Annotated in this window: 23 protein-coding genes and 1 pseudogene; 13 read left to right on the forward strand and 11 right to left on the reverse strand. The window is 70.7% G+C overall.

What is annotated here, in order from left to right:
* Positions 1–9: 9 nt before the first annotated feature.
* On the reverse strand, positions 10–1,908 hold the full coding sequence (locus tag D7X74_RS06165; protein WP_120531976.1) for an ATP-binding protein: 1,899 nt from the start codon (positions 1,906–1,908) through the stop codon (positions 10–12).
* Positions 1,909–2,102: 194 nt separating this feature from the next.
* Between D7X74_RS06165 and queF the strand changes: the two genes are divergently transcribed.
* Entirely contained in the window at positions 2,103–2,462 is a 360-nt protein-coding gene (gene queF, locus D7X74_RS06170; protein ID WP_120531977.1) for a preQ(1) synthase, read from the forward strand.
* 30 nt (positions 2,463–2,492) lie between these two features.
* Here the strand turns inward: queF and D7X74_RS06175 are convergent, their stop codons facing one another.
* A complete protein-coding gene (locus D7X74_RS06175; protein WP_233595566.1) occupies positions 2,493–3,503 on the reverse strand; it encodes a serine/threonine-protein kinase in 1,011 nt (336 codons plus the stop codon).
* Positions 3,504–3,768: 265 nt separating this feature from the next.
* Here D7X74_RS06175 and D7X74_RS06180 point away from each other — a divergent pair, with 265 nt between their 5' ends.
* From D7X74_RS06180 to D7X74_RS06195, 4 genes and pseudogenes are all read left to right on the forward strand, one after another.
* Positions 3,769–4,569 carry a hypothetical protein gene (locus D7X74_RS06180; RefSeq protein ID WP_147446484.1) on the forward strand — a complete coding sequence of 267 codons (801 nt, stop codon included), beginning with the start codon at positions 3,769–3,771 and terminating at the stop codon, positions 4,567–4,569.
* The gene (locus D7X74_RS06185; protein WP_233601995.1) at positions 4,566–5,483 is read left to right on the forward strand and encodes a DUF3396 domain-containing protein; all 918 of its coding nucleotides are present in this window, start codon (positions 4,566–4,568) and stop codon (positions 5,481–5,483) included. Before D7X74_RS06180 ends, D7X74_RS06185 begins: the two co-directional genes overlap by 4 nt.
* Before the next feature lie 651 nt (positions 5,484–6,134).
* Positions 6,135–7,511: pseudogene (locus D7X74_RS06190) on the forward strand (HD domain-containing protein); the annotation flags it as partial.
* 157 nt (positions 7,512–7,668) lie between these two features.
* Positions 7,669–8,892, forward strand: a complete 1,224-nt coding sequence (locus D7X74_RS06195; RefSeq protein ID WP_120531980.1) for a zinc-dependent alcohol dehydrogenase — start codon at positions 7,669–7,671, stop codon at positions 8,890–8,892.
* Positions 8,893–8,896: 4 nt separating this feature from the next.
* Here the strand turns inward: D7X74_RS06195 and D7X74_RS06200 are convergent, their stop codons facing one another.
* Positions 8,897–9,922 carry an S-adenosylmethionine:tRNA ribosyltransferase-isomerase gene (locus D7X74_RS06200; RefSeq protein ID WP_120532003.1) on the reverse strand — a complete coding sequence of 342 codons (1,026 nt, stop codon included), beginning with the start codon at positions 9,920–9,922 and terminating at the stop codon, positions 8,897–8,899.
* Positions 9,919–10,641, reverse strand: a complete 723-nt coding sequence (locus tag D7X74_RS06205) for an SDR family oxidoreductase (protein ID WP_120531981.1) — start codon at positions 10,639–10,641, stop codon at positions 9,919–9,921. The genes D7X74_RS06200 and D7X74_RS06205 overlap by 4 nt, the downstream gene beginning before the upstream one ends.
* Before the next feature lie 87 nt (positions 10,642–10,728).
* On the opposite strand from D7X74_RS06205, the gene D7X74_RS06210 reads away from it, so the two are divergent.
* Positions 10,729–11,286: a helix-turn-helix domain-containing protein gene (locus tag D7X74_RS06210; protein WP_120531982.1), complete on the forward strand. Its 558-nt coding sequence runs from the start codon at positions 10,729–10,731 to the stop codon at positions 11,284–11,286.
* 17 nt (positions 11,287–11,303) lie between these two features.
* Here the strand turns inward: D7X74_RS06210 and D7X74_RS06215 are convergent, their stop codons facing one another.
* The gene (locus D7X74_RS06215; protein WP_147446485.1) at positions 11,304–12,026 is read right to left on the reverse strand and encodes a hypothetical protein; all 723 of its coding nucleotides are present in this window, start codon (positions 12,024–12,026) and stop codon (positions 11,304–11,306) included.
* Between the two features lie 219 nt (positions 12,027–12,245).
* Between D7X74_RS06215 and D7X74_RS06220 the strand changes: the two genes are divergently transcribed.
* Positions 12,246–13,772 (forward strand): hypothetical protein, encoded by a 1,527-nt coding sequence (locus D7X74_RS06220; RefSeq protein ID WP_120532004.1) that lies wholly within the window; start codon positions 12,246–12,248, stop codon positions 13,770–13,772.
* Between the two features lie 71 nt (positions 13,773–13,843).
* On the opposite strand, the gene D7X74_RS06225 is transcribed toward D7X74_RS06220, so the two are convergent.
* Positions 13,844–14,548, reverse strand: a complete 705-nt coding sequence (locus tag D7X74_RS06225) for a hypothetical protein (protein WP_120531984.1) — start codon at positions 14,546–14,548, stop codon at positions 13,844–13,846.
* A 272-nt stretch (positions 14,549–14,820) separates the two neighbouring features.
* Between D7X74_RS06225 and D7X74_RS06230 the strand changes: the two genes are divergently transcribed.
* A complete protein-coding gene (locus D7X74_RS06230) occupies positions 14,821–15,369 on the forward strand; it encodes a hypothetical protein (RefSeq protein ID WP_147446486.1) in 549 nt (182 codons plus the stop codon).
* Here D7X74_RS06230 and D7X74_RS06235 read toward each other — a convergent pair.
* Positions 15,351–15,953: a 2OG-Fe(II) oxygenase gene (locus tag D7X74_RS06235; protein WP_120531986.1), complete on the reverse strand. Its 603-nt coding sequence runs from the start codon at positions 15,951–15,953 to the stop codon at positions 15,351–15,353. The genes D7X74_RS06230 and D7X74_RS06235 overlap by 19 nt on opposite strands.
* A gap of 102 nt (positions 15,954–16,055) precedes the next feature.
* Between D7X74_RS06235 and D7X74_RS06240 the strand changes: the two genes are divergently transcribed.
* On the forward strand, positions 16,056–16,670 hold the full coding sequence (locus tag D7X74_RS06240) for a DUF4230 domain-containing protein (RefSeq protein ID WP_120531987.1): 615 nt from the start codon (positions 16,056–16,058) through the stop codon (positions 16,668–16,670).
* A gap of 11 nt (positions 16,671–16,681) precedes the next feature.
* On the opposite strand, the gene D7X74_RS06245 is transcribed toward D7X74_RS06240, so the two are convergent.
* A complete protein-coding gene (locus D7X74_RS06245) occupies positions 16,682–17,935 on the reverse strand; it encodes a tetratricopeptide repeat protein (protein WP_120531988.1) in 1,254 nt (417 codons plus the stop codon).
* A gap of 14 nt (positions 17,936–17,949) precedes the next feature.
* On the reverse strand, positions 17,950–19,992 hold the full coding sequence (locus D7X74_RS06250; RefSeq protein ID WP_120532005.1) for a hybrid sensor histidine kinase/response regulator: 2,043 nt from the start codon (positions 19,990–19,992) through the stop codon (positions 17,950–17,952).
* Positions 19,993–20,166: 174 nt separating this feature from the next.
* On the opposite strand from D7X74_RS06250, the gene D7X74_RS06255 reads away from it, so the two are divergent.
* The 4 genes from D7X74_RS06255 to D7X74_RS06270 all read left to right on the forward strand — a co-directional run bounded on the left by D7X74_RS06255 (position 20,167) and on the right by D7X74_RS06270 (position 23,406).
* On the forward strand, positions 20,167–20,955 hold the full coding sequence (locus D7X74_RS06255) for a DUF2270 domain-containing protein (protein ID WP_120531989.1): 789 nt from the start codon (positions 20,167–20,169) through the stop codon (positions 20,953–20,955).
* 161 nt (positions 20,956–21,116) lie between these two features.
* Positions 21,117–21,668, forward strand: a complete 552-nt coding sequence (locus D7X74_RS06260; RefSeq protein WP_233601997.1) for a hypothetical protein — start codon at positions 21,117–21,119, stop codon at positions 21,666–21,668.
* A 19-nt stretch (positions 21,669–21,687) separates the two neighbouring features.
* Entirely contained in the window at positions 21,688–22,107 is a 420-nt protein-coding gene (locus tag D7X74_RS06265; protein ID WP_120531991.1) for a hypothetical protein, read from the forward strand.
* A gap of 291 nt (positions 22,108–22,398) precedes the next feature.
* Entirely contained in the window at positions 22,399–23,406 is a 1,008-nt protein-coding gene (locus D7X74_RS06270; protein WP_120531992.1) for an isocitrate/isopropylmalate dehydrogenase family protein, read from the forward strand.
* 57 nt (positions 23,407–23,463) lie between these two features.
* Here the strand turns inward: D7X74_RS06270 and D7X74_RS06275 are convergent, their stop codons facing one another.
* Both D7X74_RS06275 and D7X74_RS06280 read right to left on the reverse strand, forming a co-directional pair.
* Complete coding sequence (locus D7X74_RS06275; protein ID WP_120531993.1) at positions 23,464–23,844, reverse strand: translation initiation factor; 381 nt, start codon at positions 23,842–23,844, stop codon at positions 23,464–23,466.
* A gap of 15 nt (positions 23,845–23,859) precedes the next feature.
* Positions 23,860–25,230 (reverse strand): thioredoxin domain-containing protein (locus tag D7X74_RS06280; protein ID WP_120531994.1); only part of this gene is annotated, 1,371 nt, incomplete at its 5' end.

The raw sequence follows: 25,230 nt of genomic DNA on the forward strand, positions 1-25,230 counted from the left end.
GCGCCCGCCCTACGACGCGAGCACGGTCTCCGACTCCACCGGCGGCACGCACCGGCGCCGCTCCCGGGCCAGCACGTCGTGCACGCCCGCGAGCAGCTCGTCCGCGCGGTAGGGCCGGGCGCACAGCGCGGCGTTCTCATGCGCCCACCACGGCCGTGAATCCCCCGCCAGCAGGATGGGCACCGGCCGGGCGCGGGGCAGCGTGGCGAACGTCTCCAGGAAGGAGCCCATCTGGGGCTGCGTGGCGCTCGTCGACAGCACGATGAGGTCCACGGGCAGGTGCGTCGCCTTGCGCAGGGCCTCCGCGCCGTTCTGCACGGTGAACACCTCGAAGCCCTCCGCCCGGAGCGTGCGCTCCGCGGAGGCTTCCTGCCCCCGGTCCTCGTCCAGCACCAGCACGCGACGCGGCAGCCGGCGCACTTCATGGGCCGCCATGCGCGGCAGGTCCAACGTGAAGGTGGAGCCTTCGCCCTCGCGGCTGATCAACGCCAGCGAGCCGCCGTGCATCTTCACGATGGAGTGGCTGATGAACAGCCCCAGCCCCAGCCCGCCGAAGTTGCGGTGCGACACGTTGCGCGCCCTGTAGAAGCGCTGGAACACCTGCCCCTGGTCCGCGCCCGGAATCCCGATGCCGTGGTCCTGCACCTGGATGCGCGCCGCGTCCGCCACGCGCGCCACCCGCACCGCGATGGGCGCTCCCGCCGGGCTGTACTTGTGCGCGTTCTCCAGCAGGTTCACCAGCACCTGCTCCAGCCGGTCCCGGTCGCCCAACATCCACACGCCGTCGGGAGGCACCTCCAGCGTGAAGGGGCGCTCGAAGGCATGGCGGAAATGGTCCACCACCTCCGCCACCAGCTGCCCCACCTCCAACGGAGCCGAGTCCAGCGCCAGCCGTCCCAGCTCCAGACGGCTTGCGTCCAGCAGGTCCTCCACCAGTCCCGCGAGCCGGTCCACCTGCCGCTTCGACTTGAGCACGCTGGCCAGCTCCACCGGCTGCCCTGCGGCGATGCGGCGCTCCATCGTGTACAGGCCCAGCTTCAGCGGCGTGAGCGGCGTCTTCAGCTCGTGCGACGCAATGGACATGAACTCCTCGCGCACGCGCAGGGCCGCCTGGGCCTCGCGCAGCAGGCGCGCGTTCTCCACCGCCACCGCCAACTGACTGGCCGCCGCGCTCCACATCTCCAGCTCCCGCACGGAGAACGAAGCGCCCTGTTCCTTGTAGATGAGCAGCAGGCCCACCGTGCGGCGCGGCGCGCACAGGGGCACCGCCGCGAACACCGAACCCACCGCGTCCCCGTAGCCCCGCTGGATGCCCAGCTGCGGCTGACGCAGGGCCAGGGCCTGCCGGTACGGATCCTCCGAGGGGTCGAACGCATCCCCCGGCGCTTCGAGCCCTTCCAGGTCCGACACCGCCATGCGGCGCAGCGTCGCGTCGTCCTCCTCGTAGAGGAACACCTCCGCGCGTCGCACCTGGGCACACCTCACCAGGGACACCACGGCGGCCGAGCAGACGTGGTCCACCTCCAGCGACTCACCCACCGCGCGGGCAATCTCCCGCACGGCCTGTGAAAAGGCGCCCTCGTCGTCCACGCCGGAGGGCTCCATCACCAGCCACGCCCCGGCGCCGTCGCCCGTGCGGGTGGGCTTCACCTGCACGCGCACCTGGCGGAGCGCGCGGGTGACGACATGCCCCGTGTGGGGCCGGCCCTCGCGGATGGCGCGCTCCAGGGCGTCCAGGCTGCGGCCGCGCTCCAGTGCATCCAGGAGCAGGCCGCCGGGTGGAAGTGCCACGCCCGTCTTGGCCGCGAAGCCCTCCTCGCACCACTGGACGCGCAGGTCGGGTCCCACGCGCAGCAGCGCTTGGGGCAGGCACGAGAGGACATCCTCGACGTCATTGGGTGGCAGCATGGGAGGGGGCGCGGCAGGGGTCGCCTGGGGGAGATATGAACCCCCTCGCATGATCGCAAACCACCCCCCGGCGATCTGCTGCCCTGAAGGGCCCTGGCACGTTGGAACCCGGACAGACACGGCGCCGGGCAGCCAGGGAGGCAACGCTCGGGAGGGCGGCGACAGGCGGCGGACGTGTGCTAGACGACACCGCCATGTCCTCTCAGCCGTCCAAGGAAGTCCAGACCTTCCCCAATCCCGCCCCCGAGCGCGATTATGAGATCGCCTTCGATGTCCCGGAGTTCACCTGCCTGTGCCCGCTGACGGGCCAGCCGGACTTCGCGCGCTTCACCATCAAGTACGTGCCGGATCAGCTCTGCGTGGAACTGAAGAGCCTGAAGCTCTACATGTGGTCGTACCGCAACGAGGGCGCCTTCCACGAGAAGGTGACCAACACCATCGCGGACGACATCGTGAAGGCCATCCAGCCGCGCAAGCTCACCGTGGTGGGCGACTTCTTCGTGCGCGGCGGCATCGGCACCATCGTCACCGTCACGCACGAAAAGAAGAAGTAGGCGCGCGCCCGGCCTCCTTCGCCCCGGCCCTCAGCGGGTGAGCTGCTCCAGCAGCGGCATCCATTGGGCCTGGGAGAGGTAGAGGCCGGTGCCCGCGGCGACCGTGCCCGCGACGAGCGCGGCCAGCTTCCACTGGCCCTGGCCGCGCTTCGCGGGCTTCGGCGCGGAGAAGACGTCCAGCACGCCCAGCTCCTGCTGGGTGAGGTGGGCCAGGGCCTCCGTCTCCGTGAGCTTCTCGCGGTAGCGCAGGAAGGCGACGAGCAGCGCGGGGTGGGACACGCGCACCTCGTGGGCGAGGAACAGGTCCAACTCACGGCGCATGGCGGCGGCGTCCGGGAAGCGGGCCTCCGGCTTCACGGCCAGCGCGCGTTTCACGATGCGCGCCAGGGGCGCGGGCACGCCGGGCGCCACCTTGTGGAGGGGCGTGAACTTGCCGTCGCGGATGCGGGCGAACACCTCGCCGGCCGTCTTGCCCACGAAGGGGCGGGTGCCGGAGAGGGCCTCATAGAGGAGGACGCCCAGGGAGAAGATGTCGGTGCGCGCGTCGATGGCGGCGCCCGTCACCTGCTCCGGGGACATGTAGGACGGCGTGCCCACGGCCATGCCCTGCTGGGTGAGGGCTTCGAGGCCCACGTCCTTGGCGATGCCGAAGTCCATGAGCTTCACCTCACCGGACTTGGTGAGCATGACGTTCGCGGGCTTGAGGTCGCGGTGGATGATGCGGCGGAAGTGCGCGTGGTCGAGCGCGCTGGCGATGCGCGCGCCGATGACGGCGGCGACGTCCGGGGGCAGCGGGCCATCCTTGATGAGGGCGTGGAGGGTGGGGCCGTCCACGTACTCCATGACCATGAAGAGGCTGTCGTTCTTCTCCACCAGGTCATAGAGGGTGACGATGTTCTGGTGGCGGAAGGCGGCGAGCGCCAGGGCCTCGCGGCGGAAGCGCGACAGGGCCTCCTTGTCGCGCTGGCCTTCGGGCAGCAGCTCCTTGATGGCCACCTCGCGCTGAAGCAGCTCGTGCAGGCCGCGATACACGAGCGCCATGCCGCCCCGGCCCAGCTCTCCCAGCACGCGGCATGCGCCAATCTTGCGGTGACGAACGGCTTTATCGGTCTTCGGCTCGGCGACGCTCACGGGGGCGAAGGGTAGCGACTCACGCCGCATGCGTCGATGGGCCCTCGGGCGACAGGGAGCATTCGCACAGGTGTGATGGAAAGACGCGGTGTCGCTGTCTCACTCCAGGACGCCTACCCGGGACGCGCGGGCTGGCAGGATGGGCGGCGCGGGTGGACACGGACGCGGAGGCAGGGTGTCGGGACCGAGGACAGGGTGGTGGGTGCTGGTGGCGGTGGGGCTTGGCGCCTGCGCGGGTCCGCGCGGAGGCTCGGGGACCTTCAAGCAGACCGTGGACAGCGCGACGAACAGTTGTCGACATTCACCGTCGCTGTGCGCCGGAGCGGATGCGGTGGTGCCCGTGCCTCGCGCGGTGCAGCTGGCCGTGGTGGTCGCCGGGGCCCAGGCCATGCTGGACGAGGACACCCGGCGGGCGGTGGAGCAGGTGCTGAAGAAGTGCGCGGATGACGCCCGTTCGGAGATCCTGGACCAGCAGCATGGAGGCAAGAGCCCGACGAAGGAGGAGTGCAACGAGGTGGTCGAATACAACGCTCGGGAAGAGGCCGTGACACGGGCCATGAAGTGGGGAACCTCCATGCACCAATTCGCATTGGAGTGCGCCCGGCAGAAGCTCGACGCCGTGATTCCGGGAAGGTTCAGCCTGGAGCCCACGTACCGGTATGACCGGGGGATTCCCAGAACGACACACCTCACGCAGGAGCAGGTGAACGCCCTGCTCAATCAGGGACGCGGCGCCGAGCTCAAGGGCACCCTCGTTCCCGACGTGGTCATCCACCAGGGCGACCCGCTCCAGGCCCAGTCCGTCTATGACTTCAAATTTCCCTGTGTGAACGCTGAGACAGCGCCCCCGTGGCGCAGGTATCCCCGGGGCCACCCCTACGAAGGCGAGTATCAGGACCAGCTCTACCGGGAGGCGCTGCGCCTTCTCGAAGGTCCCTTGCGCGTCATGCCCCGGATGGGAGTTGTTCCGCCATGAGCCAGCACATCCCCCGGATCCGGGTGTACGCCCAGGATGGAACCCTGCTCATCCGAGAGGGCCTGCGCATCCACTTCCACATGCCCCAACCGCACTCACGGCTGGAGCATGTCGTGCAGAGGGCCCTGGACCTCTATCTGGAGACCGTGGGCAGGGATGCCCTGGGCTGGTACGCCACCGAGGAAGGCGAATGGCTGGCGCTGGATGACAACGGGTGGCGCATCGCACGGCAGGAATTGCACGCGGAGGGCTTCTCCAATGTCATGCTGAGTGACACGGAGCACGGAGCCCTGCGCTATCGCTTCGAGTACTACGGCAAGGACCTTGGCAATCCAGCGCGCTGCTACAAGCCGACGGTGAGCAGTGCCCTGGGCTTCTGGCTGCCTGCGGAGTTCATGGACGAGCGAGGTCCGGACCGCGTGCGCGAGTTGGCGCTGGCACTGGCGACGGAGCTTCCCTTCTCGTTCGGACAGGCAGGACCTTCCCTTCAATGCCAGCTCGACATCCTGGGTGTCCGCGATGAGGTCGCCACGCGGAGCCTGCGCCATCCAGGAATGGATGTGTCCCTGTTGGGGACGTTGGCCATGGACCTGGGAACCCGCGTACGCGGCCCCTCCTGGATGACCTTCCTGGGCCCCCCTGTGCTCGCGGAGCTGGGAGGCACCGGAGCCCTGCGCGCCCGTCTTCATTCTCCCGGCACCACCGTGCAGGAACTGGGGCCTGACCGCGCTGTCGTCACCCTGGGCCCGGCCCCCCAGGCCGGCGACACCGAACAGGGTCAGACACTCCCTGCCTACCGGGAACTCGCGCGCGTGCTCGAACCCTGGCTGTTCCAGACGCCCCCGGGCCCTTCCGCCGAACAGAGCCCCTTCATCAATGACCGACGAAGCTGGCAGCGGCGCTTCCTCGACTGAGCGCTCCGCCTCCTGTCCCCCCTCCCCGTGCACCCACGGGCCCGCGTTTCCATGCTGTTCCCATCCAACGTGCCCAGGGGGAACGTCATGACGGAACGTGAGGCCTACATCCAGAAGATGGAAGCGGAGCACCGTGAAGCGACCGCGCGCTTCCAGGAACTCGAAGCCCAGTCGGACCTCGCGGAGAGCGAGGACGAGCTGGACCTCATCACCGGCGCCAAGGAGCGCAGCGACGACTTCCACCGCGAAGTCCAGGCCCTGCGCCACGCGGATCAACAGGACTGGCACCGCGTGAAGACCGCCGCGGAGAAGGCCCGCACCCGGTTCATGGACCACCTGGACCGCGCCGGCCTCCAGTGGGACCAGCTGCGCATGGGCTACCGCCGTGAACGCGAAGCCGAGCTGCGCAACCTGGGTGCCCAGATGGACCAGTGGGAAGCCGCCCACCAACGCACCGCCGCCGAGGACTCGCTCCTCACCCGCCAGGAGTTCGACTTCATGAAGCGCGACCTCTTGAACACCCGCAGCCTCCTGCTTCACCTGGGCCACGCGCGCGGCGCGGCCTGGAAGCAGGCCCGTGAGGAGTACGAGGCCGCCTGGCGCGACCTGCGCGAGCTCCAGGCGCACGGCGTTGGTGCCCACATCGATGGCGGCGAGGGCGTCTTCGCCACCGGCGAGATGTCCCCGGAGACCGCCGAGCGCCTGCTGTCCACCCTGCGCCGCTACGCCGCGCTCTGCCGCCGCCACAAGGCCCAGGTGCGCGCCGTCGCCACCAGCGCCCTGCGCGAGGCCAGAAACCGCCAGGACATCGTGCGCCGCGTGCACGAGGAGGCCGGCCTGGACCTGGAGGTCGTCAGCGGCAAGGAGGAGGCCCGCCTCATCTGCCTGGGCGTGCTGCACAGGAAGCCCGCCAACGCCCGCTCGCTGCTCGTGGACATTGGCGGGGGCAGCACCGAGGTCGCCATCGCCACCGGGGAGAAGCCTGACGACCTGTGGAGCCTGGCGCTGGGCTCCGTGCGCCTCACGGAGGTGTTCGACACCTCGCGCACGGTGACGCCCAAGCAGTTGCGCCTGATGCGCGGCTTCGTCAACGAGGTGCTCCACAAGACCCTGCCCGAGCAGATGCCCGCGCTGCCCCGCGTGGCCCTGGGCTCCTCCGGCACCATCCAGGCCGTGGTGGGCTTCGCGGTCAACGACAACGGAGGCAACGCCACCGTGAGGCAGCTCACCCAGTCCGTGGAGACGCTGGCCTCCATGCCGCCCGAGCGCCGCCGCAAGCGCTTCGACCCGCGCCGCGCGGACATCATCGTCTCCGGCGCCGTCATCCTGGAGGGCGTCGTGAAGCATCTGGGCGTGGACTCCGTCAGCATCGTCAACCGGGGCCTGCGCGACGGCCTGCTGGTGGATCTGCTCTACCGCCAGGACGAGTCGCGCGACGACCACAGCCTCGCGGACGCGGCGCTCGCCATCGGGCAGCGCTTCTTCTTCGACGAGAAGCACGCCCGCCAGGTGGCCCGCATGTCCCTGGCCCTCTTCGACGGGCTGGCCGCGCTGCACCAGCTCCCCCTCTCCGTGCGCCCGCACCTGGAGGTCGCCGCGCTCTTGCATGACATCGGCACGGCGGTCAGCCACGAGCGCCACCACCGGCACACGTACTACCTCATCCACAACGCGGACATCCCCGGCCTCGCGGACCGCGAGCGCGAAATCATCGCGCGCGTCGCCCGCTACCACCGGCGCTCCCAGCCGGAGCTGTCCCACTCCGGCATGGCGGGCCTCACCCCGTCCGAAGCGCGGCGCGTGCGCAAGCTGGCCACGCTGCTGCGGCTGGCGAACGCGTTGGACCACAGCCACCACCAGCCCATCCGCGACTTCAAGGTCACGCACGGCCGCGACATCGTGACGCTGCACCTGCACGCGAAGCAGCCGCTGGACCTGGAGCTGTGGAACGCGGAGCGGGAGGTCGCCCCCTTCCGCAAGGTCTTCGGCAAGCGGCTCGCCTTCCAGGTGCACTCGGCCGGGCGTTAGGACCGTCGCATCCCTGCCTGCCCTCCAGAGAGGGCAGCAGCGCGGGTTTTGCCTGGCCCCACCGCCGTGTCCACCTCCAGTGACAACAGGTCCCGTGCGCGGCGCGCACCGGGGACCGTTTCGTCATTCGAGGCCCCGGGCGGGCAAGGAGCGCACCATGAAGGCCGTCGTATTCCATGGGATTGGGGACATCCGGCTGGACGACGTCCCGGAGCCGAAGCTCAAGGAGCCCACCGATGCCGTCGTGCGGCTGACCGCCAGCGCCATCTGCGGCACCGACCTGCACATGATTCGCGGCACCATGGCCGGCATGAAGCCCGGCACCGTGCTGGGCCACGAAGGCGTGGGCGTCATCGAGGAGCTGGGCGAGGACGTGCGCAACTTCAACGTGGGCGACCGCGTGGTCATCTGCTCCACCATCGCGTGCGGCAACTGCTCCTACTGCCGCGCCGGCTATTACGCCCAGTGCAACGACGCCAACCCCAACGGCCCCGCCGCGGGCACCGCCTTCTTCGGCGGCCCCGGCATGACGGGCCCCTTCGACGGCCTGCAGGCGGAGAAGGCGCGCATCCCGTTCGCGCACGTCACCCTGGTGAAGGTGCCCGCTGGCGTCACCGACGACCAGGCCATCCTCGTCTCCGACATCTTCCCCACCGGGTACTTCGGCGCGGAGATGGCGGAGATCAAACCCGGTGACACCGTGGCGGTGTTCGGCTGCGGCCCGGTGGGCTTGTTCGCCATCGTGAGCGCGAAGCTCCTGGGTGCGGGCCGCGTGTTCGCCATCGACTGCCACGAGGACCGGCTGGAGCTGGCGCGCATCCAGGGCGCGGAGGTCATCAACTTCGAGAAGGAAGACCCGGTGGAGACGCTCAAGCGCTTCACCGCCGGCATCGGCGTGGACCGCGCCATCGACGCGGTGGGCGTGGACGCCGTGCACGCGCACCACGGCCCCGCCGCCAAGAAGGCCAAGGTGGAGAAGCCGGAGTTCAAGCGCGAGGTCGCGCAGGTCGCGCCCAAGACGAAGCCGGACGGCGACAACTGGGTGCCGGGCGACGCGCCGTCGCAGGCCGCGCAGTGGGCGGTGGAGTCGCTGGCCAAGGCCGGGACGCTGTCCATCATCGGCGTGTACCCGCAGACGATGAACGCGTTCCCCATTGGCGCGGCGATGAACAAGAACCTCACCCTGCGCATGGGCAACTGCAACCACCGCAAGTACATCCCGCGCCTCCTGGAGCTGGTGCGCTCCGGCACGGTGGACCCCACCGCCATCCTCAGCCACGTGAAGTCCATGGCCTCCGCCATCGACGCGTACCGCAACTTCGACCTGCGCAAGCCCGGCTGGGTGAAGGTGGAGCTGGAGCCCGGCGCCACCGTCCAGTGACGGCTCAGGCGTCCAGCACCAGGCACGTGTCGCCGAACTCGTGCCCCAGGTAGCCCGCCGCTTCCGCATGCGCCGCCGCGCGCTGCAACAGCGGAAGCGGCGCGAAGGCCTGGAGCAGCGCATGGTGGCTGCTCCCCGGTTCATGCACGCCGGTGAGCAGCCCGTGCACCACCCGGAGCACGTAGCCCGGCCCCAGCAGCAGGTCCGTCACGTCCTCCCCCGCCACCAGCCTTCCTCCGTGCTGCGTCGCGCGGCCTTCCAGGGCCCGCACCACGGTGGTGCCCACCGCCACCACGCGCCCTCCCTGCGCGCGCGTCTCCTCCACCCACTCCACCGTGCGCGCGGGAATGTCCGAACGCTCCGGCCGGGGCAGCGCCGCGTCCAGGACCGCGTCGCCCGTGGAGGACAGCCCCGCCGCGTGGGTGAGCGAAGCCCAGCGCACGCCGCGCGCCTTCAGCCGCGAGAACACGGACGCGGTGAGGGGCAGGCCCGCGGACGGCATCTCCGCGGCCCAGGGGCGCGCGGCGTAGAGCGTCTGTACGTGCCACAGCGCCAGCGGCCCGGCGGTGTGCGAGTACTGCACCGGACGCCCCGCTTGATAGAGCGCGTGCCAGAGCGCCGCGCCGCTCAGGTCGAAGGCCACGCGCACGAGCCGGGGCGAAGGCGGCAACACCTCCACCACCCGGGCCTTGAGCCCTCCGACTTCCAGGTGCGCGCCCACGGGCAGCTCGGGCGGAGGAAGGCGGTCCTCGGTGCGGCGGCGCCAGTCTCCCGCGCCGAAGAGCACCGCCGTCCAGGTGTCGTCCGGTTCGTGGGCCAGCAATCGCAGCTCGATGGGCGCGCCCGCGCCGGTGCGGCCCGTGAGCGAGCCGGGCAGCGTGGCCGCGTCGTTCAGCACCAGCAGGTCGCCCTCGCGCAGGAGGTCGGGCAGGCCCGCGGCGATGCCATCGGAGAGGCGTCCCGCGCGGGGCTCGACGTGGAGCAGCCTCGCCGCGTCGGGGTGTTCCCGGGGCCAGCGGGCGGCGTTCATGCGGCCTCCCACCGGGCGGCCTCGAAGCGCTGACCGGCCGGGATGGCGCGGGTCTCCACCAGCGCGAGGATGCGCGCGGCCACGTCCTCCGGCTTCGCCAGCGTCGCGGGGTCCGCGTCCGGAATCGCGTCGCTGTGCATGCGCGTGTCCATGTCCCCGGGGTCCACCGACAGCAACCGCACGCCGCTGCCTTCCAGCTCCGCCGCCCAGATGCGCGTCAGGTGGTCCAGCGCCGCCTTCGACAGGCCGTAGGCGCCCCAGCGGGGATACGCGGACACCGCCGCGTCGGAGGTGATGTTGACGACGAGCCCCCGCCCTCGCAGCACCATGCTCCCCGCCACCGCCTTGGTGAGCCGGAAGGGGCCCAGCACGTTGACCTCCAGCACCTGGGACAGGTCCTCGCACGCCGTGTCCAACAGGAGCGGCAGCGGCGTGGGGCCCAGGCTGCTCGCGTTGTTCACCAGCACGTCCAGCGGTCCCACCAGCGCGGTGGCCGCGCCCACCAGCGGGTAGATGGCCTGCTTGTCCCCCACGTCGTAGGCCAGCGCGTGCACCTGCAGGCCCTGCATCCGGAGCGGCGTCACCGCCGCCATCAACGCCTTCGCGTCCCGGGCCACGCCCACCACCCGGGCGCCACGCCGCGCGAAGCCCTCCATCAGCGCACGCCCCAGCCCCCGGCTCGCGCCCGTCACCAGCACCGCCTGGTTCTTCACATCCATGGGTTTGCTCCTCCTTGGGGAAGAGGGATAGCGCGAGGGCTCCGATGTGATGGCAACGCCGCCAACGGGTTGGCAGAATGCCAGCGCATGAGCGACGAGGACCTTCCGGGCAGACTGGCGCGCAACCTGCGGACCCTGCGCGAGACACGGGGTGCCACGCAGGTGCAGTTGGCGAAGCTGGCGGGCGTGCCCCGGGCCACCTGGGCGCACCTGGAGTCGGGCGCGGCCAACCCCACGCTCTCCGTGCTGCACCGGGTGGCGGGGGCGCTCCAGGTGTCGCTGGAGGAGCTGCTGGCCCGCCCCAAGGCGAGCGCGCGGCACTACCGGCGCGACGGCCTTCCAGTGCGCCAGCGCGGCGCGGCCTTCCTGCGCAAGCTGCTGCCCGACCCGCTGCCCGGCATGGAGTTCGACCGGCTGGAGTTGCCCGCGCAGGCGCGCATCACCGGCGTGCCCCACACGCCCGGCACCCGCGAGTACCTGGCCTGTGAGTCCGGCACGCTCGCGCTGGTGGCCAGCGGGGAGCGCTTCGTCCTCGAAGCGGGCGACGTCGTCGTCTTCCGGGGCGACCAGAAGCACTCGTACGAGAACCCCGGGCCGCGCACGGCGGTGGGCTACTCCGTCGTGCTGCTCACTCCGTCCCTCTGAAGCGGACGCGAGCCCCGCTACGCCCCACCGCCCTGCCAGATGAGCATTCCCATCACGCCCACGTCGCGCGCGCCGTCCGCGTGGAGTCGCCACGGCACCGCGACGCCCAGCTCCAGCGACTTCGCCGGATGCGCTAGCAGGCCCGGCGCCAGGAGCACCGTGGAGGTGCCATCCTCATCACGCCACGCGGCCTCCACCGTGGGCCGCAACGGTCCCAACTCCAGCACCGCGCCGGCCGCGAAGTCCGGATGCAGCTCCCCGCCCAGGCCGCGCACACCGGGAAGCTCCTCGGCCTTGAGCTGGAGGTTGAAGCCCAGCGGGCCCACGTCCTGATACGCCAGCAGGTACGGTTCAAAGCCGGGACGGAAGCGGTCGTCCACCGCGTCGCGCGTGGCCAGCAGGTCCATGCCGACGCTGAGCGTGAAGCCGCGCCGTCCGTCGTTGATGAGCGCCCAGCCCACGCCGGCCTCCGCGGAGTCCAGCCCGCGCGGATCCTCCGGCGTCGTCAGCGCCACCGACGCCTCCACCTGCACCCGGTCGCTGAGCCCGTACTCGGCGAACACCGGCAGCTCGAAGCGCGTGTCCCCTTCCTGCCGCGTCCACTCCAGACCGGTGCCCAGTTGGACCTGCCGCTGCTGCTGGGGCGCGGCCCCATCCCCGAGGAAGAACTCCTGCACCCGCCCCTCGACCCCGTCCGCGGCGAGTGCGGGCGCCGACAACAGGCCCAGCAATACCATCACCCCAAGCACCCCAAGCCGACATGCGTCCGCCATTCCCAAAGGCTGCACACGGCCCTGCTGCTTCGGGGACTCCCGGTCGTGCCACCGGGGGCCCGTCTGCCCGCCTGCTCCCATGCACGGGGAAACAGGCAGGGGCTCGGAGTGGAGGCTTGCATCACCAGGGGTGAGGGTGGCAGGAGACCCAGGCACTTCTCCAAGGGACCGACCATGACCTCCGGAATGAAGACGACCCCGCATCCCTTCGCGCGCGGCGCCGTGGCCCTGCTGGCCCTGGGGCTGGCGTCCTGTGGCGGCAAGGATGTGCGCCCGGGGGACGAGAATCCCGATGACGTCATCGTCGCGGATGCATGCGCGACGGACGTGCCCTCCAGCGACCCGGCCAGCGGTGCCTGCGCGCCGGTGCGGTTGCAGTGCGCGAAGGACCTGAGCGGCTTCAAGACGGACCGCTACGTCTGGCGGGATGGCGACTGCCGCGTGCGTTCGGTGTCGCTGGTGCGCAACGACGCGGCGGATCCCGCGGGCTGGAATGGCGGCTACATCCGCCGCTACACCTACGAGGTCGCCGGAGCGCAGCGCACCTGTGATGGGCAGAGCGCGCAGGTGCCCGGCTGGGGCATGGTGACCAGCCACCTGAAGGACGGCCAGACGTGGGGCGCCTGGACGCAGGACGTGCGCGGCACCGGGCGCGTCCTCTTCAAGGGTGCCCACCACGCGCTGCATGAGTTGAAGTGGCCGCTGTCGCTGGACGGGAACGTGGTGCAGGTGACGGTGCAGTACCTGTTCGCCACCGGCCGCGACCATCCGCTCTACGCCATTACCCACGACGCGTCTGGCTTCCCCGCGGACCGCATCGAGGCCGACGTGCGCTCGCCCTACGGCGACCTGGCCTTCGACGACAACGCCAACACGGACATCGCCGGCCTGGGCTGGGGCGACCGCCACCGCTTCGTCACGCTGGACTCGCCGGTGACGCTGCAAAGCGGCTGGGACTACCGCGAGAAGAACGTGGTGCCCTACACGCGCATGTGGACGGCGGCGCCGGACGCGGAGATGGGCGTCGTGCAAACGCAGACGTGGCAGCAGAAGCCCGCGGGCGGCTACTGGCTGTATCCGCAGTGGGGCACGCGCCACGAGGCCGGCCCCATGCCCGAGAACTACAACTGGGCCTACCAGCTCAACCAGTACGAGCTGCCCGACGTCACCAACTCCCACCGGCTCGCGTGGGGCAGCAACTTCGGCGCGGTGGGCAAGACGGAGTACCCGCGCATCGGGGATGACGAGATGCTCTCCGGCTACCCGTACCAGAGCTATTCGGTCTTCATGGTGCTGGGCACGCACGCGTCCGACCCGGTGCTCAAGCTCGCATCGCAGGTGGAGGCATGGCAGGGCGTGAAGCTCACCGCCACCGAGGGCACCGTGCGTACGCGCGGCCCGGGCGGCGTGGGGCGCACCGACCCGGTGACGTACGACGTGCCCGGCTACAACCCCGTCTATGCCACCTGGGAAGTGGACGCCGCCTCCAACCGCGTGGCGCTGGCGTTCGACACCGGGGGCCGCACAATCGTGCACCCGATGCTGGTGGTGCACGGCTACACCGCCACCAGCGCACCGAAGACGGTGACGCTGAATGGCCAGGCGCTCACCGCGGACACGGACTACTTCGCGTCGGTGGATGCCTCCGGCAAGAGCCTGTGGCTCACGCTCCAGCGCGATGTGGTGGGCAACGCCACGCTGCGGGTGGAGTAGCGCGCTTCAATGCAAGACACGACAGGCCCCTGGCACGCGAAGGTGCGAGGGGCCTGTCGCTTTTCAGCGCGTCAGTCCGCGGAGCCGCTGCCGCCAAAGGCCTGCGGGGTCTCCGAGCGCAGCCGCTCCCACTGGGCGCGGGCGTCCTTCTCCACGCGCTTCTGCGCGTCCACCTTGCGGAGTGAGTCCTCCACCTCGCGCTTGGCGTTCGCCACCGCGGACATGAAGTTGGCCTCGGACATGTCCTTGGTGCGGACGTCGCCGGTGCGCTCCAGGGCCTTGAACTGGGCCAGGTTCAACTCCGCGTCCGCCACGTTCAGCTCGGCGTCGCGCAGGTCCTTCTCCGCCTTGCGCGTGTCGATCTGCCGGTCATGCCATGCGACCTGGGCCTCGGCCGCGGCGCGACCCGCTTCGGCGCCCTGGAGCTGGGACCTGGCCTGCGCGATGGGGCTGGACTGGCCCGTCGCCTCCGCGGCCTTCACGGCGGCCCGCTCCGCATCCACGCGGCTCTTCGCGGCGTCCCCGTTGCGGCGGGAGACCTCCGCGGCGCGCTCGGCGTCACGCACGGCCACCTCGGCGCGCGTCACGTTGTCGGCGGCCTTGGTGCGAGCGAGCTGCGCGTCACGCACGTCTCCCAACTGATCCTCGGGAACCCTCGCCATCATCGCGTCGTCAACGCGGGCGGCCTTCGAGCTTCCGCAGCCCGCGAGGAACACCATCGATGCCCCCATGGCCAACCCCATCATCCACTGACGCTTCGTCCTGTTCTGGAACATGAGCTGATCCCCTCGTACGAAGATGACTGTTGGGCAACGTAGGCACTCCCCGGCCGGGGAACAGGCGTTGCGGGCGCTCCGGACGCCGCCGCCCCCCTGGAATGCCCTTGGAAAATCGAAGCGGGCCGCAGGGCAGGCGAGCACGGTCTCCCACGCTCCCGGACAGTTGCCGCGAAATGGGCCGCCGCACGGGGGAAGAGAAAGTCATGTCCCAACCAGGCGGGCGAGCGTGTCCGAAGGGGGCGCGGTCCATGCGCCATCAGGGAGGGAACATGAAGCGAGCCGGCTGGGGAATTGCGCTGGGAATGAGCTGTGCGCTGTTGGTGGCCGCTTGCGGGCCCGAAGAGGCCGTTGACGAGCCCCGGGAGGGGACGGAGGCCGTGGAGATGCGCATCTCCCTGGAAGGGGATCAGTGCGGCGTCGTGTCCGCGCAGGCGCACGTGTGGGGCGACGACTTCTCCCCCATTGGCCCGGTGAACATGTACGTCGGGAACGGCTACATCGAGGGCGGGGTGAGCAACATCCCCGCCGGCTCCCAGCGGGGGGTGGGCGTGGCGGCCTACAACGCAGCGGGGAGGGTTGTGTACACCGGCACCGCGTACGTGGACGTCTACGACGGACCGATGTCGCAGGTGCAGCTCACCCTGACGCGCATCCCGGAGAACTGCCCGGGCTCCGGCACCGGGAGCATCCACATCATTGGCGTGCTGGAAGGCCGGCCCCGGACGGACGGCGGAGGCGCGGTCGACGCGGGTCCGGGCCCTTCGTACGACGCGGGTCCGGGTCCTTCGTTCGACGCGGGCTACGGCCCCCGGCCGTAGAACCATGCGGTGAGGGCCAGGCGCCGGGCGTGCGAGGGCAGCACCTCGTGCTCCAGCCTCTCGCTCAGGAACACCACCAGCCTGTCCAACACCGGCGCCACGTCCAACGGGGCGCTGGTGTCCTCCGGGTAGAGGCGCAGCAGGCCGCCGTCCGTCGGTGCCCACCCGGCGTTGGCGTACCAGATGGCGGTGAGCCTCCGGTTGGACTGGCCCGGGAACGCATCCCGGTGGCGGGCGTAGTGCGCGCCGCCGCCGGGGTAGCAGGCAAGCTGCACGTCGAAGCGGCCCAGGCCCAGGTACGCGCTCGCGGACACGGCTTCGCCCAGCGAGCGGAAGTGGTTCCACAGCGCTTCCAGCTCGGCGTCCGCGCCGGGCAGCACCCATTCGATGTGGTCTCCACGCACGGAGGTGTCGAGCGCGTGGTCCGCACCGCGCCGGATGCCCGCGGGCCGGAGCGTCCCCGCCTGCACGCGAGCCAGCGCCGCGTCCCGCACCGCGAGGGCGCGGGTCTCACCGAGGAAGGCGTCGCGCATGAAGTAGCCGTGCGAGCCCAGCGCCTCCACCTCCGCGTCCGTCAGGTCCACATGGGCCTCCCTGGCCTGCGGACTCCAGCCACCCGCCAGGAGCCCTGACCGGCACGCTGCCCCAGGACGCCCCCGGGAAGGAAGCGGGTAGAATGCCGGGCCATGGCGAACCTCTCGCGAGTCCTCTCCGTCCTCGCCGCCGCCGCCCTGGGCGCGCTGGTCGCATGGCTGCTCTTGCGTCCGGCGTCCTTCCGGCAGCCGGACCCGGCCGTGGTGGTGGAACAGATGCGGGAGGTGGCGCGGCTGGAGACGCTGGACGTGGCCCTCTACAAGAAGGTCACCTTCGCGCCGGAGCCGGAGGCCACCGACGCGCTGTGGAAGGACGTGTTGCTCTGGGCCAGCTACACGCTGAAGAACCCGCACGGCCGCGCCATCGTCTTCGCGGACGCGCACCTGGGCTTCGACTTCCAGCGCTTCGACGCAAGCCACCTGCGCGCCACGGGCACGCGCGTGGACGTGCTCCTGCCTCCAATGGTGGTGACGGTGGCGCTGCGGCCGGGAGAGACGGAGATCATCGACTCCAACCTGGACAGCGCGCAGACGGCGCAGTTGCTGGAGAAGGCCCGGCTCGCCTTCGAGCGAGAGGTGCGGCAGGACGCGCGCTTGAAGGACAAGGCGAGACAGTCCGCGGAACGTTCGCTCCGGGGCCTGCTGCTCACGCTGGGCTTCCGCGAGGTGCACTTCGTGGAGCGGCTGCCTTTGGGAACGGCGGGCTGAAGCGCCAGGCTTCACGCCGACCGCAGCGAATCGCCTTCCAGCAGGAACAGGCCAGGGACACCGTCCGGCGCATGTCCCAGCGAGGTGAGGATCCGCACTGAATCCGCATCCGAGTCCCGGCACAGCAGCACCACTTCACGCCGGCCCAGGTTCACGCGCAGGCGTCCTCCACCCGTGGCGGCATCCAGCCACCGACGCTGCGCCTTCGTGAGCAGACGCGCCCCATCGTGTCCGTCGCCACCCGTCACGGCCCACACGCCGGAGAACGCCTCCGCCAGCCGCACCTCGCCCTGGTCGATGACGACGGGGCGCACGTCCGCGGGATGTGCCTCCAGGTTGCGCCACGCCGCCGCGTCCACGGCTTCGAGCGTGAGCCCTGAAGCCACCAGCGCGCTGGCGGGCAGGTAGCGCACGAACTCCGCGTCCTCCAGCACGTAATAGATTTCCAGCCCCTCCGGACCCGTCCGGAACAGCGCGCCCTGGGTCCCCGCCACGAACCCCGTCGGCCGCAGCACCGGCCGCACCGTCTCCAGCGCCACGCCCACTGGCCCCACGCCGGAGGACAGACCGCCCAACCGCGCCGCCAGCGCTTCCACGTACGCGGTGAGCCCCTGCGCTCCAGGTGCTTCGCGATACGCCGCGTACAGCGAGCCCACGTCCACGCGGCCCACGCCCCCCGACGCCAGCTTCACCAGCAGGTCCTTGCCCTGGCGTCGGAAGCCCATGCCCGCACGGCCCAGCGCGGCGGTGAGCGCGGCGGTGAACTCCGGTCGCAGCACCTGCTCCTGGGGCGTCGGGGCCGGTGGCAGGTCCGCGGCCTCCAGTTCCGCGCGCAGCAGCTTCGCTTCCGCATCGAAGGGGTCGCGCTCCACGGCCTCAGCCACATAGGCGCGAGCTCGCGCGGCCTCGCCCTGCCGCAGCGCGAGCACGGCCAGCACCTTCAGGGCCTCCGGGTCGCCGGGGCTCAGGACCAGGGCGTCTCGCAGCTCGGCCTCCGCGTCGCGGTGCCGCTCCAGGCCCAGGAGGGCTCGCGCGAGCCCCAGCCGCACCTGGAGGTCCTGCGGGAAGTCGCGCCGCAGGGCCTGCATCAACGGCAGGGCTTCGCGTTCGGCGTCCGCGTTCACCAGCGCATGCGCCACGGTGAGGCGCAGCGTGGCGCCGGGACGTTGCGCGGCCTCGGCGCGCAGCGCGTCCAGCTCCGCGTCGGTGAGCACGTCTCCCGCCTCCACCTTGCGGCGCAGGCGCTCCAGTTCCGCCAGGGGCATCACGCGCCGGGACTCTAGTGGGCCGGGTCGGGAGCGCCCAGCCCTTCAGCGGGTTCGTCCTCGCTCCGGGTCTGCGTGAGGAACTCGTCCAGGGCCCCCACGTCGATGGGCTTGCGGAACACCGCGTCCACCAACGCAAGGCTCGCGCGGTTCTGCCCGCGCACGTCGGCGCCGGTGACGATGGCCAGCAACGCCTGGGGCGAGCGCTGCCGCAGCTCCCGCGCCAGCTCCCAGCCGGTCATCTCCGGCATCACCGCGTCCAGGAGCGCGGCGTCGAAGGCGTGCTTCTCCCAGATGCGCAAGGCCACCTCCGGGCTGTGCGCCACCTGCACGTCGTAGCCTTCTTCGCCCAGCACCTCGGCCATCATCCGCGCATTGTCCAGGTCGTCGTCCACCACCAGCACGCGGCGCGCGGGCCGCTTCAGGTGCGGCACGCCTCCCGGAGCCAGCTGCGGGGGCAGCGGCGACAGCGCCTCCACGTCCTCCGCGGTGTCACGGAAGCGCGGCAGCCGCACGGCGAAGCTCGCGCCCGAGCCGTCCGGCCGGTTCTCCACCGTCAGCTCTCCACCCCAGCGCTGCACCTGCGTGCGCGCCACCGCCAGGAACAGCGAGAACTGCGGCGCGCCCGGGTCGCGGCGCAGCGGATCAAACAGCCGCGCCAGCTCCTCCACCGCGTAGGGAGAGCCCCCGTCGTCGATGCGCAACGCCAGCCATCCATCCCCTTCCGGCCGGGTGCGGACCAGGAGCGTTCCACCACCGTCCATGCGGTCCCTCGCGGACAGCAGCAGGTTGACGATGAGCTCGCGGAAGAAGCCCGCATCCGCCTTCACGCCCCACGGGAAGCCCAGGTCCAGCTCCGTGTGCACGGGGTGCTCGCGCTGCTCCAGTTCACCTCGCGCCAGCTCCAGCGCCTCGCGCACCGTCTGGTCCACCGGCACCTCGGCCAGGAGCTCCTCGGTGCGCTGCACGCTGAACTCCTGCAGCCGCGCCACCAGCTCGCCAATCTGGCGCACCGTCTTGTCCAGCGCCTCCACGTGCTCCGGCTTGTATTCGCGTTGCAGCAGCGTGATGCGCAGCCGCAGCACGTTGAGGAAGTTGTTGAGCGCGTGCGCGGCGCCGCTCGCCAACTGCCCCAGCGCCTGCTGCCGCGTGCGGCGCAGCAGCTGCCCCTGGAGCCTGCGCACCTCCTCGTGGGCGTTCTCCAGCGCCTTGGTCTTCACCGCCGCTTCGGTCCGGTCGCTGAAGGTCTGGATGACGCCGGCCAGGACGTGGTCCTCCTCCCACACCGGCGTGGCGCTCATCTCCAGCGTGGCGTCGCTGCCGCCAGGGCGCTCCACCACCATCATCACACCGCGCACCGGGCCCTTCTCCCGCAGCGAGCGCAGGAACGGCATGTCCTGCACTCGGAAGGGCTCACCCGTCGGGTGGCGGGCGTTGACCTGCGTCAGCACGGGGGCCAGGGAGCCGGCGGCGCGCGCGCCCACCACCGCGCGCATGGGCACGCCCATCAAGCGGCTCACCGGCGGCGAGGCGAAGGACACCATGCCGTCCGTCTCCGCCAGCAGGATGCCCACCTCCACGTGGTTGAGCACCGACTCCATCACCGCGGCCTCGCGGAAGCGGACCTCCTCTGTCTTCAGCACGCGCGCGTAGGACGCCTGCGCGGACGCATCCGCCTCCCAGATGAGCTCCGACACCAGCTCCGCGACGTCCGAGTCGATGACGCCCCCGTTGCGGCGCGAGTAGACGTAGAGCAGCACCTCCTGGAGGGACTTGAACTCGCGCGTCAGGTCCTCGGGTTCGAAGTTCTGGTCGTACCGGTAGGCCCCGTGCGAGCGCACCACCTCCGGCCACAGCCGCACGGCGTCCTCTCCCCGGTCGCGGAGCAGGCGGGCAAGCTCGTCCAGCAGGTGGCGCAGGGGGGCGCGCAGGTCGCGGCCGGGGACCTCCACCTCGTAGGTCTCCGCGCGCAGGCGCTTGGCCCACAGGCGCGTGATGCGCTCGCCCTCGTCGGAGAGCAGGCCGGACAGGGCGGTGATGGCGGTATCGGAAGGCACGCTCAAGGGCGGACGATGCGCACGCTCCGGGCGCCCAGCCACCCGGCCCCCCTGGTGACGCCGCGCGTGAATGTCCGCCTCCGCACAGCCCCGGGGCCGTCGCGGGGCACGAGGGCCAGACTGGCTGCCTCCCCTGGTCAGGGGCGGCGGTCGTCCCCACCTTCCCAGTCACGGATGAGCGTCAAAGAGCGCAGACAGAATGATCTCGAACAGCCGCTGGTCTCCCAGCAGGCCATGGCGCAGCTCTTCCGTGGGGAGCTGAGCCGTTCGGACACGTGGCGTACGCGGCTGGACACGACGACGAACTGGGCGCTCACGACGACGGCGGCGGTCATCTCCTTCGGCTTCGCGACGCCGGAGAGTTCGCACGTGACGTTCCTGGTGGGCATCTGGATGGTGGTGTCCTTCCTGCTCATCGAGGCGCGCCGCTACCGGTACTACGACCTGTGGAACCGCCGGGTGCGTCTGCTGGAGGACGGCTGGTGGGCACCGATGCTGCGGCGCGAGCCGGTGGATCCAGACGCCCTGCGGGAGCTGGCGGTGGAGATGTCGCGGCCGCAGATCCAGTTGTCGCTGGGATCGGCCATCGCCACGCGGCTCAACCGCGCGTATGGCCCCATCCTCATCGTCCTGTTGGTGACGTGGTTCTTCAAGGTCTACAGCCACCCGCGACCGCCTCGCGACTTCGACGACTTCACGGAGCGGGCCCACGTGGCGTGGATCCCCGGTCCGATGGTGATGGGCTCACTGCTGCTCATCACCCTGGCTGCGGGCTACCTCTTCATCGCGTCCTTCTTCATCCGGGCGCCGCTGGGCGAATTGCGCACGCGCCCACGAGGACGCCGGGCCGCGATGTGGGAGACCTTCTACCGGCCCTACGCCATCCAGCGGCGCAAGCGCCCGCGCCGCGCGGCGCCCAACCGCCCCACGCAGCCCCGCTCACCGCCGCCGTTCGACCACTGAGCGGGTGACGACCTTCACGAAAACGCAGCGACTTCCGCGCGCTCGTGTTCTTGCCATAGAACACGAGGCAGATGAGGACGCGCCCTTCCCTTCGCTGGCTCCTGCCCGCGCTGCTCTCCGCCTGCGCAGGAAGCACCTATCGCGTGAGGAACGAGGGCAGCTTGTTCGGGCGTACCGGAAACACGGTCTGGGTCCAGGGCCCGTGGGAGGAGATCCAGCCGTCCACGGATGTGGATGAGGTCATCGACCAGCTCTGCCCCGCCATCATGAAACTGGAGGGTGCCGCCGCCAACGACTACGGCCAGGAATACTGCGGAGCCATCTACTCACTGGGCGACGGCACCTATTACGCCAGTCACGCCTCCCCTCTGGGCAAGACCGTTCCGGTGGGCGCCTCCAGGCGCAAGCAGTGCACCCCACCCAGTCGTGTGGTGGATGCGAGGGGACGAACCTCGACCCTGGCCGACTATCACAGCCATCCGTGGTCGCCTTCGCCCCTGTCCATCTTCGACCTCAAGAATGACAACCAACTCTGGTTCATCCGGATCCAATTCGACCGGGGATGCACCGTCATGAAGTACCTGCCCTACAAGCACGTCGCCCATCCGGGAGAGGTCTATGTGCGGCGAAACGCGACGTGGATCCTGATCGGCCTCCTTCAGTCATCCCTGGACAAGGACCTGGGAATCGTCACCCCGGTGGAGGCGAAGTAGCGTCCCCGACGGAATCACCATGAACCAGCCCACCCTCCTCCTCATGGCCCTGTCGTTGACGGGGTGCGGTCTCTTCCAGCGCCCGTTCCGACCGGAACATGCGCCCCCAGCGGAGGCCGCCGCGTTCCAGTTCCCGTTGGGCTTCCCACCGGGAGAGCACACCTTCATCCCGAGCACCCACTCCGCGGCGGTCCAGCTCGCCATGGACGACTTCCTGCCGCGGGATGCCAGGCCTCCTCGGAATGCCACACCGGACGAGGTCTGCCTCATGCGACGTGAGTCCTACGACGTCCTCGCCAAGAACCTGTCCGAGGATGTCGTCCTCGTGGCCTTCACGCCCGGCAAGGGCGTCTGCGCTTTGGAGGGCCTGACCCTGGACCTGGGCGCCACCTACGCTGTCGACGTGCGCGGATGGCGCATCCTCGCGGTCCAGCGATAGCGCCCTTTACCCCTCCACGCAGACGACCGGGTCCACCCATGCGGTCCCCCCGGTCGAGCGTCTGGAACGCGGCCAGGTCCTCCGCGTCCAGCGTCGCACCGGCGTCACAAGGCCCGGGCCATGCCGGACGTCCACCCTGGCCTGGAGCCCCCGAGCAGGCCCACCCCTCGCACCCCGGCCGGGCAGGGGTGCGCGGAGCCCGGCCTAGCCTGATGGGGCCCATGCCCCGGGATGAAACAGGCCCGTTTTCGTCCTTCCGGCCCCCCCGGATTTGTGGTGTGAACCGCCCCCATGGCGAATACGCGCACTGTGACGGTCATCAACGGCGACGGCATCGGTCCCGAGGTCTCGGCGGCCACCATTCGCGTCCTCGAAGCGCTCAAGGTCCCCCTGGAGTTCGAGTTCAAGGACGCCGGCGCGGAGGTCGTGGCCAAGTTCGGCACCAACCTCCCCCACGAGACGGTGGAAGCGGTCCTCAAGAGCGGCGTCGCCCTCAAGGGCCCCACCGGCACCGTCGTCGGCGGTGGCCTGCCGTCCGCCAACGTCGGCCTGCGCAAGCGGCTGGACCTGTACTCGTCCCTGCGCCCCGTGAAGAGCGTCCCCAACGTCAAGACGCGCTACGAGAACGTCGACCTGGTCGTCGTGCGTGAGAACACCGAGGACCTCTACGCCGGCCTGGAGCACATCGTGGTGCCGGGCGTCGTGGAGGCGCTGAAGATCATCACGGAGAAGGCGTCCACGCGCATCGCGCGCTTCGCCTTCGAGTACGCCCGGAAGAACGGCCGCAAGCGGGTGTCCGCCATCCACAAGGCGAACATCATGAAGCTGTCGGACGGCCTCTTCCTGGACTGCTGCCGCAAGGTCGGCCGCGAGTTCCCCGAAATCACGTACGACGAGGTCATCGTCGACAACCTCTGCATGCAGTTGGTGAAGGACCCGACCCGGTTCGACGTGATGGTGACGGAGAACCTGTACGGCGACATCGTCAGCGACCTGTGCGCGGGCCTCGTCGGCGGCCTGGGCATGGTGCCGGGCGCCAACATCGGTGAGCGCACCGCCGTCTTCGAGGCCGTGCACGGCACCGCCCCGGACATCGCGGGCAAGGGCATCGCGAACCCCACCGCGCTGATGATGTCCGCGGTGATGATGCTGGAGTGGCTGGACCTGAAGGACGAAGCCCGCCGCATGCAGGGCGCCATCCAGAAGGTCTACGGCGGCGACGTGAAGGTGCGCACTGGCGATTTGGGCGGCAGCGCCACCACGCGCGAGTTCACCGACGCCATCATCGCCGCGCTGTAGGCCCGGCGCGCAGCACCGGGGTGGAGCAAACCCTCCACCCCGCGCCTCACCTGAGCCTCAGCCGATGATGACCTTGCGGACGCCCCGCGCTTCCAGGAGCGCGGGAAGCCGTTCGCGCTGGTCGCCCTGCAACACCAGCGCGTCCTCCTCCACCACGCCGCCGCAGCCCAGGCCGCCCTTGAGCGCCTTGAGCCAGGTGTCGAGCTGGGCCGCGGGCAACCCCAACTGCTCCACCACCGTCACCTCCTTGCCGCCCCGGCCCTTGCGCTCCATGCGCACGACGGCGCGCGCGGGGCCCTTGGGTTCGGGCTTCGCCTTGGGCGCGGGCGGAGGCGGCCCCACGGGCAGCGCCTCCCGCTGCGCGGACAGGGCGGCGAAGGGGTTGTTGAAGGGCCCCGGGGACGCCGGGGCCTCGTCCTTCTTGTCGCGCTTGCCCATGGCGTGCGGTGACTCCTACGGGTGGGCGTGGCCCTCGTGGCCGCCACCGCCGACCGGCGCGCGGGCGGGCGGCAGCACGACGAAGGCCGCGTGGTTGGGGTCACCGTTGGCCAGCACCAGCGAGTAGATGAGCGGCGCGGACGGCGGCACCTGCCGGCCGTTCAACAGCACCAGCGGCGTGCCCTGGATGTTGAACTTCATGGCGTACTCGACGTCCTGGCGCAGCTTGCCCAGCGTCTGGGGGCTGCTCATGCACGCCTCCAGCTGCGGGCGCGCCACGGAGCCGGACGTGGCGATCTCCATCACCTTGTCCGTGCTCAGGAAGGCCTGGGAGGCGAACAGCCGGTTGCGCAGCTTCCAGAAGTCCTGCGCGTCCTCCAGGCACACCATCGCCTTGGCGGCTTCGCACCGCACGCTGGGCGCGTCCGGGCCCCGGCGGGGAATGGCCGGGTTGCACGCGCCATCCAGCGGGAAGTGACGGGCCTCCACGGACAGCCGGCCCTCGGGCGAGCCGCGCTTGATGGCCGCCAGTTCCTCCACCAGCGACTTGCAGTGAGGACACTTGCTGTCGGTCCACTCCACCACCTTCACGGGCGCGTCCACGGGGCCGTAGATGCGGCGCGCGGGGTAGAGGGCCGGCTCCGGGGTGGCGGCGCGGTACTGGGCGAGCGCGTTGGACAGGTACTGCTTCTGCTCCTGGGGCAGGCTCGCCAGGTAGGCCTCCAGCGTCGGCGGCGTCACGGGCGGGGGCTCCACCTCATCCCCATAGGTGATCTTCGCCGGGGCCGTCGCGCCCGGCAGGAACGCGCCGGCCTTCTGCGCGTGCGGGGTGGCGCGGCCGGGCATCTGCATGGCCACGAAGGCGACGGCGGAGATGCCCACCGTCCACTTGAGCGCGTCGCCCCACTCGCCCGCCTGGGGCAGCAGGGGACCGGGGAGGCCCTTCCACGCGACGCCCGCGAAGGCAATCACCAGCGCGTAGGTGCCCAGGCACGTGGGGCACACCACGCCCACCTGGGCGCTGACCCCGGCGAAGACGACGACGGAGACGATGCCCGCGGCGGCCAGCAGGCGCAGGCCGTTGGTGGCCGGGCGCACGGAGCGCTTCGCCTTGGCCCACGCGAGGTACAGCGCGGACAGGCCCACGGCGGCGAGCCCCCACACGAGGCCCAGGCCGGCGATGGGGATGCCCAGCGTGTCATGCACCGCGCTGGCGAAGTCCGAATTCCAGACGGTCTCGCAGTTGACCTGCTCGCTGATGCCGCAGCTGGTGGAACCGCCCGCGCGCAGCGTGAGCAGCTCCATCCACTGGTAGATGGCGAGCCCGCTGGTGAGGATGCCCAGGACCAGCAGCGCGAGGGCGCCACGGGTGGGGACCTGTCTCTT

The organism is Corallococcus sp. CA047B (genome assembly GCF_003612065.1).
Lineage (GTDB): Bacteria > Myxococcota > Myxococcia > Myxococcales > Myxococcaceae > Corallococcus > Corallococcus praedator.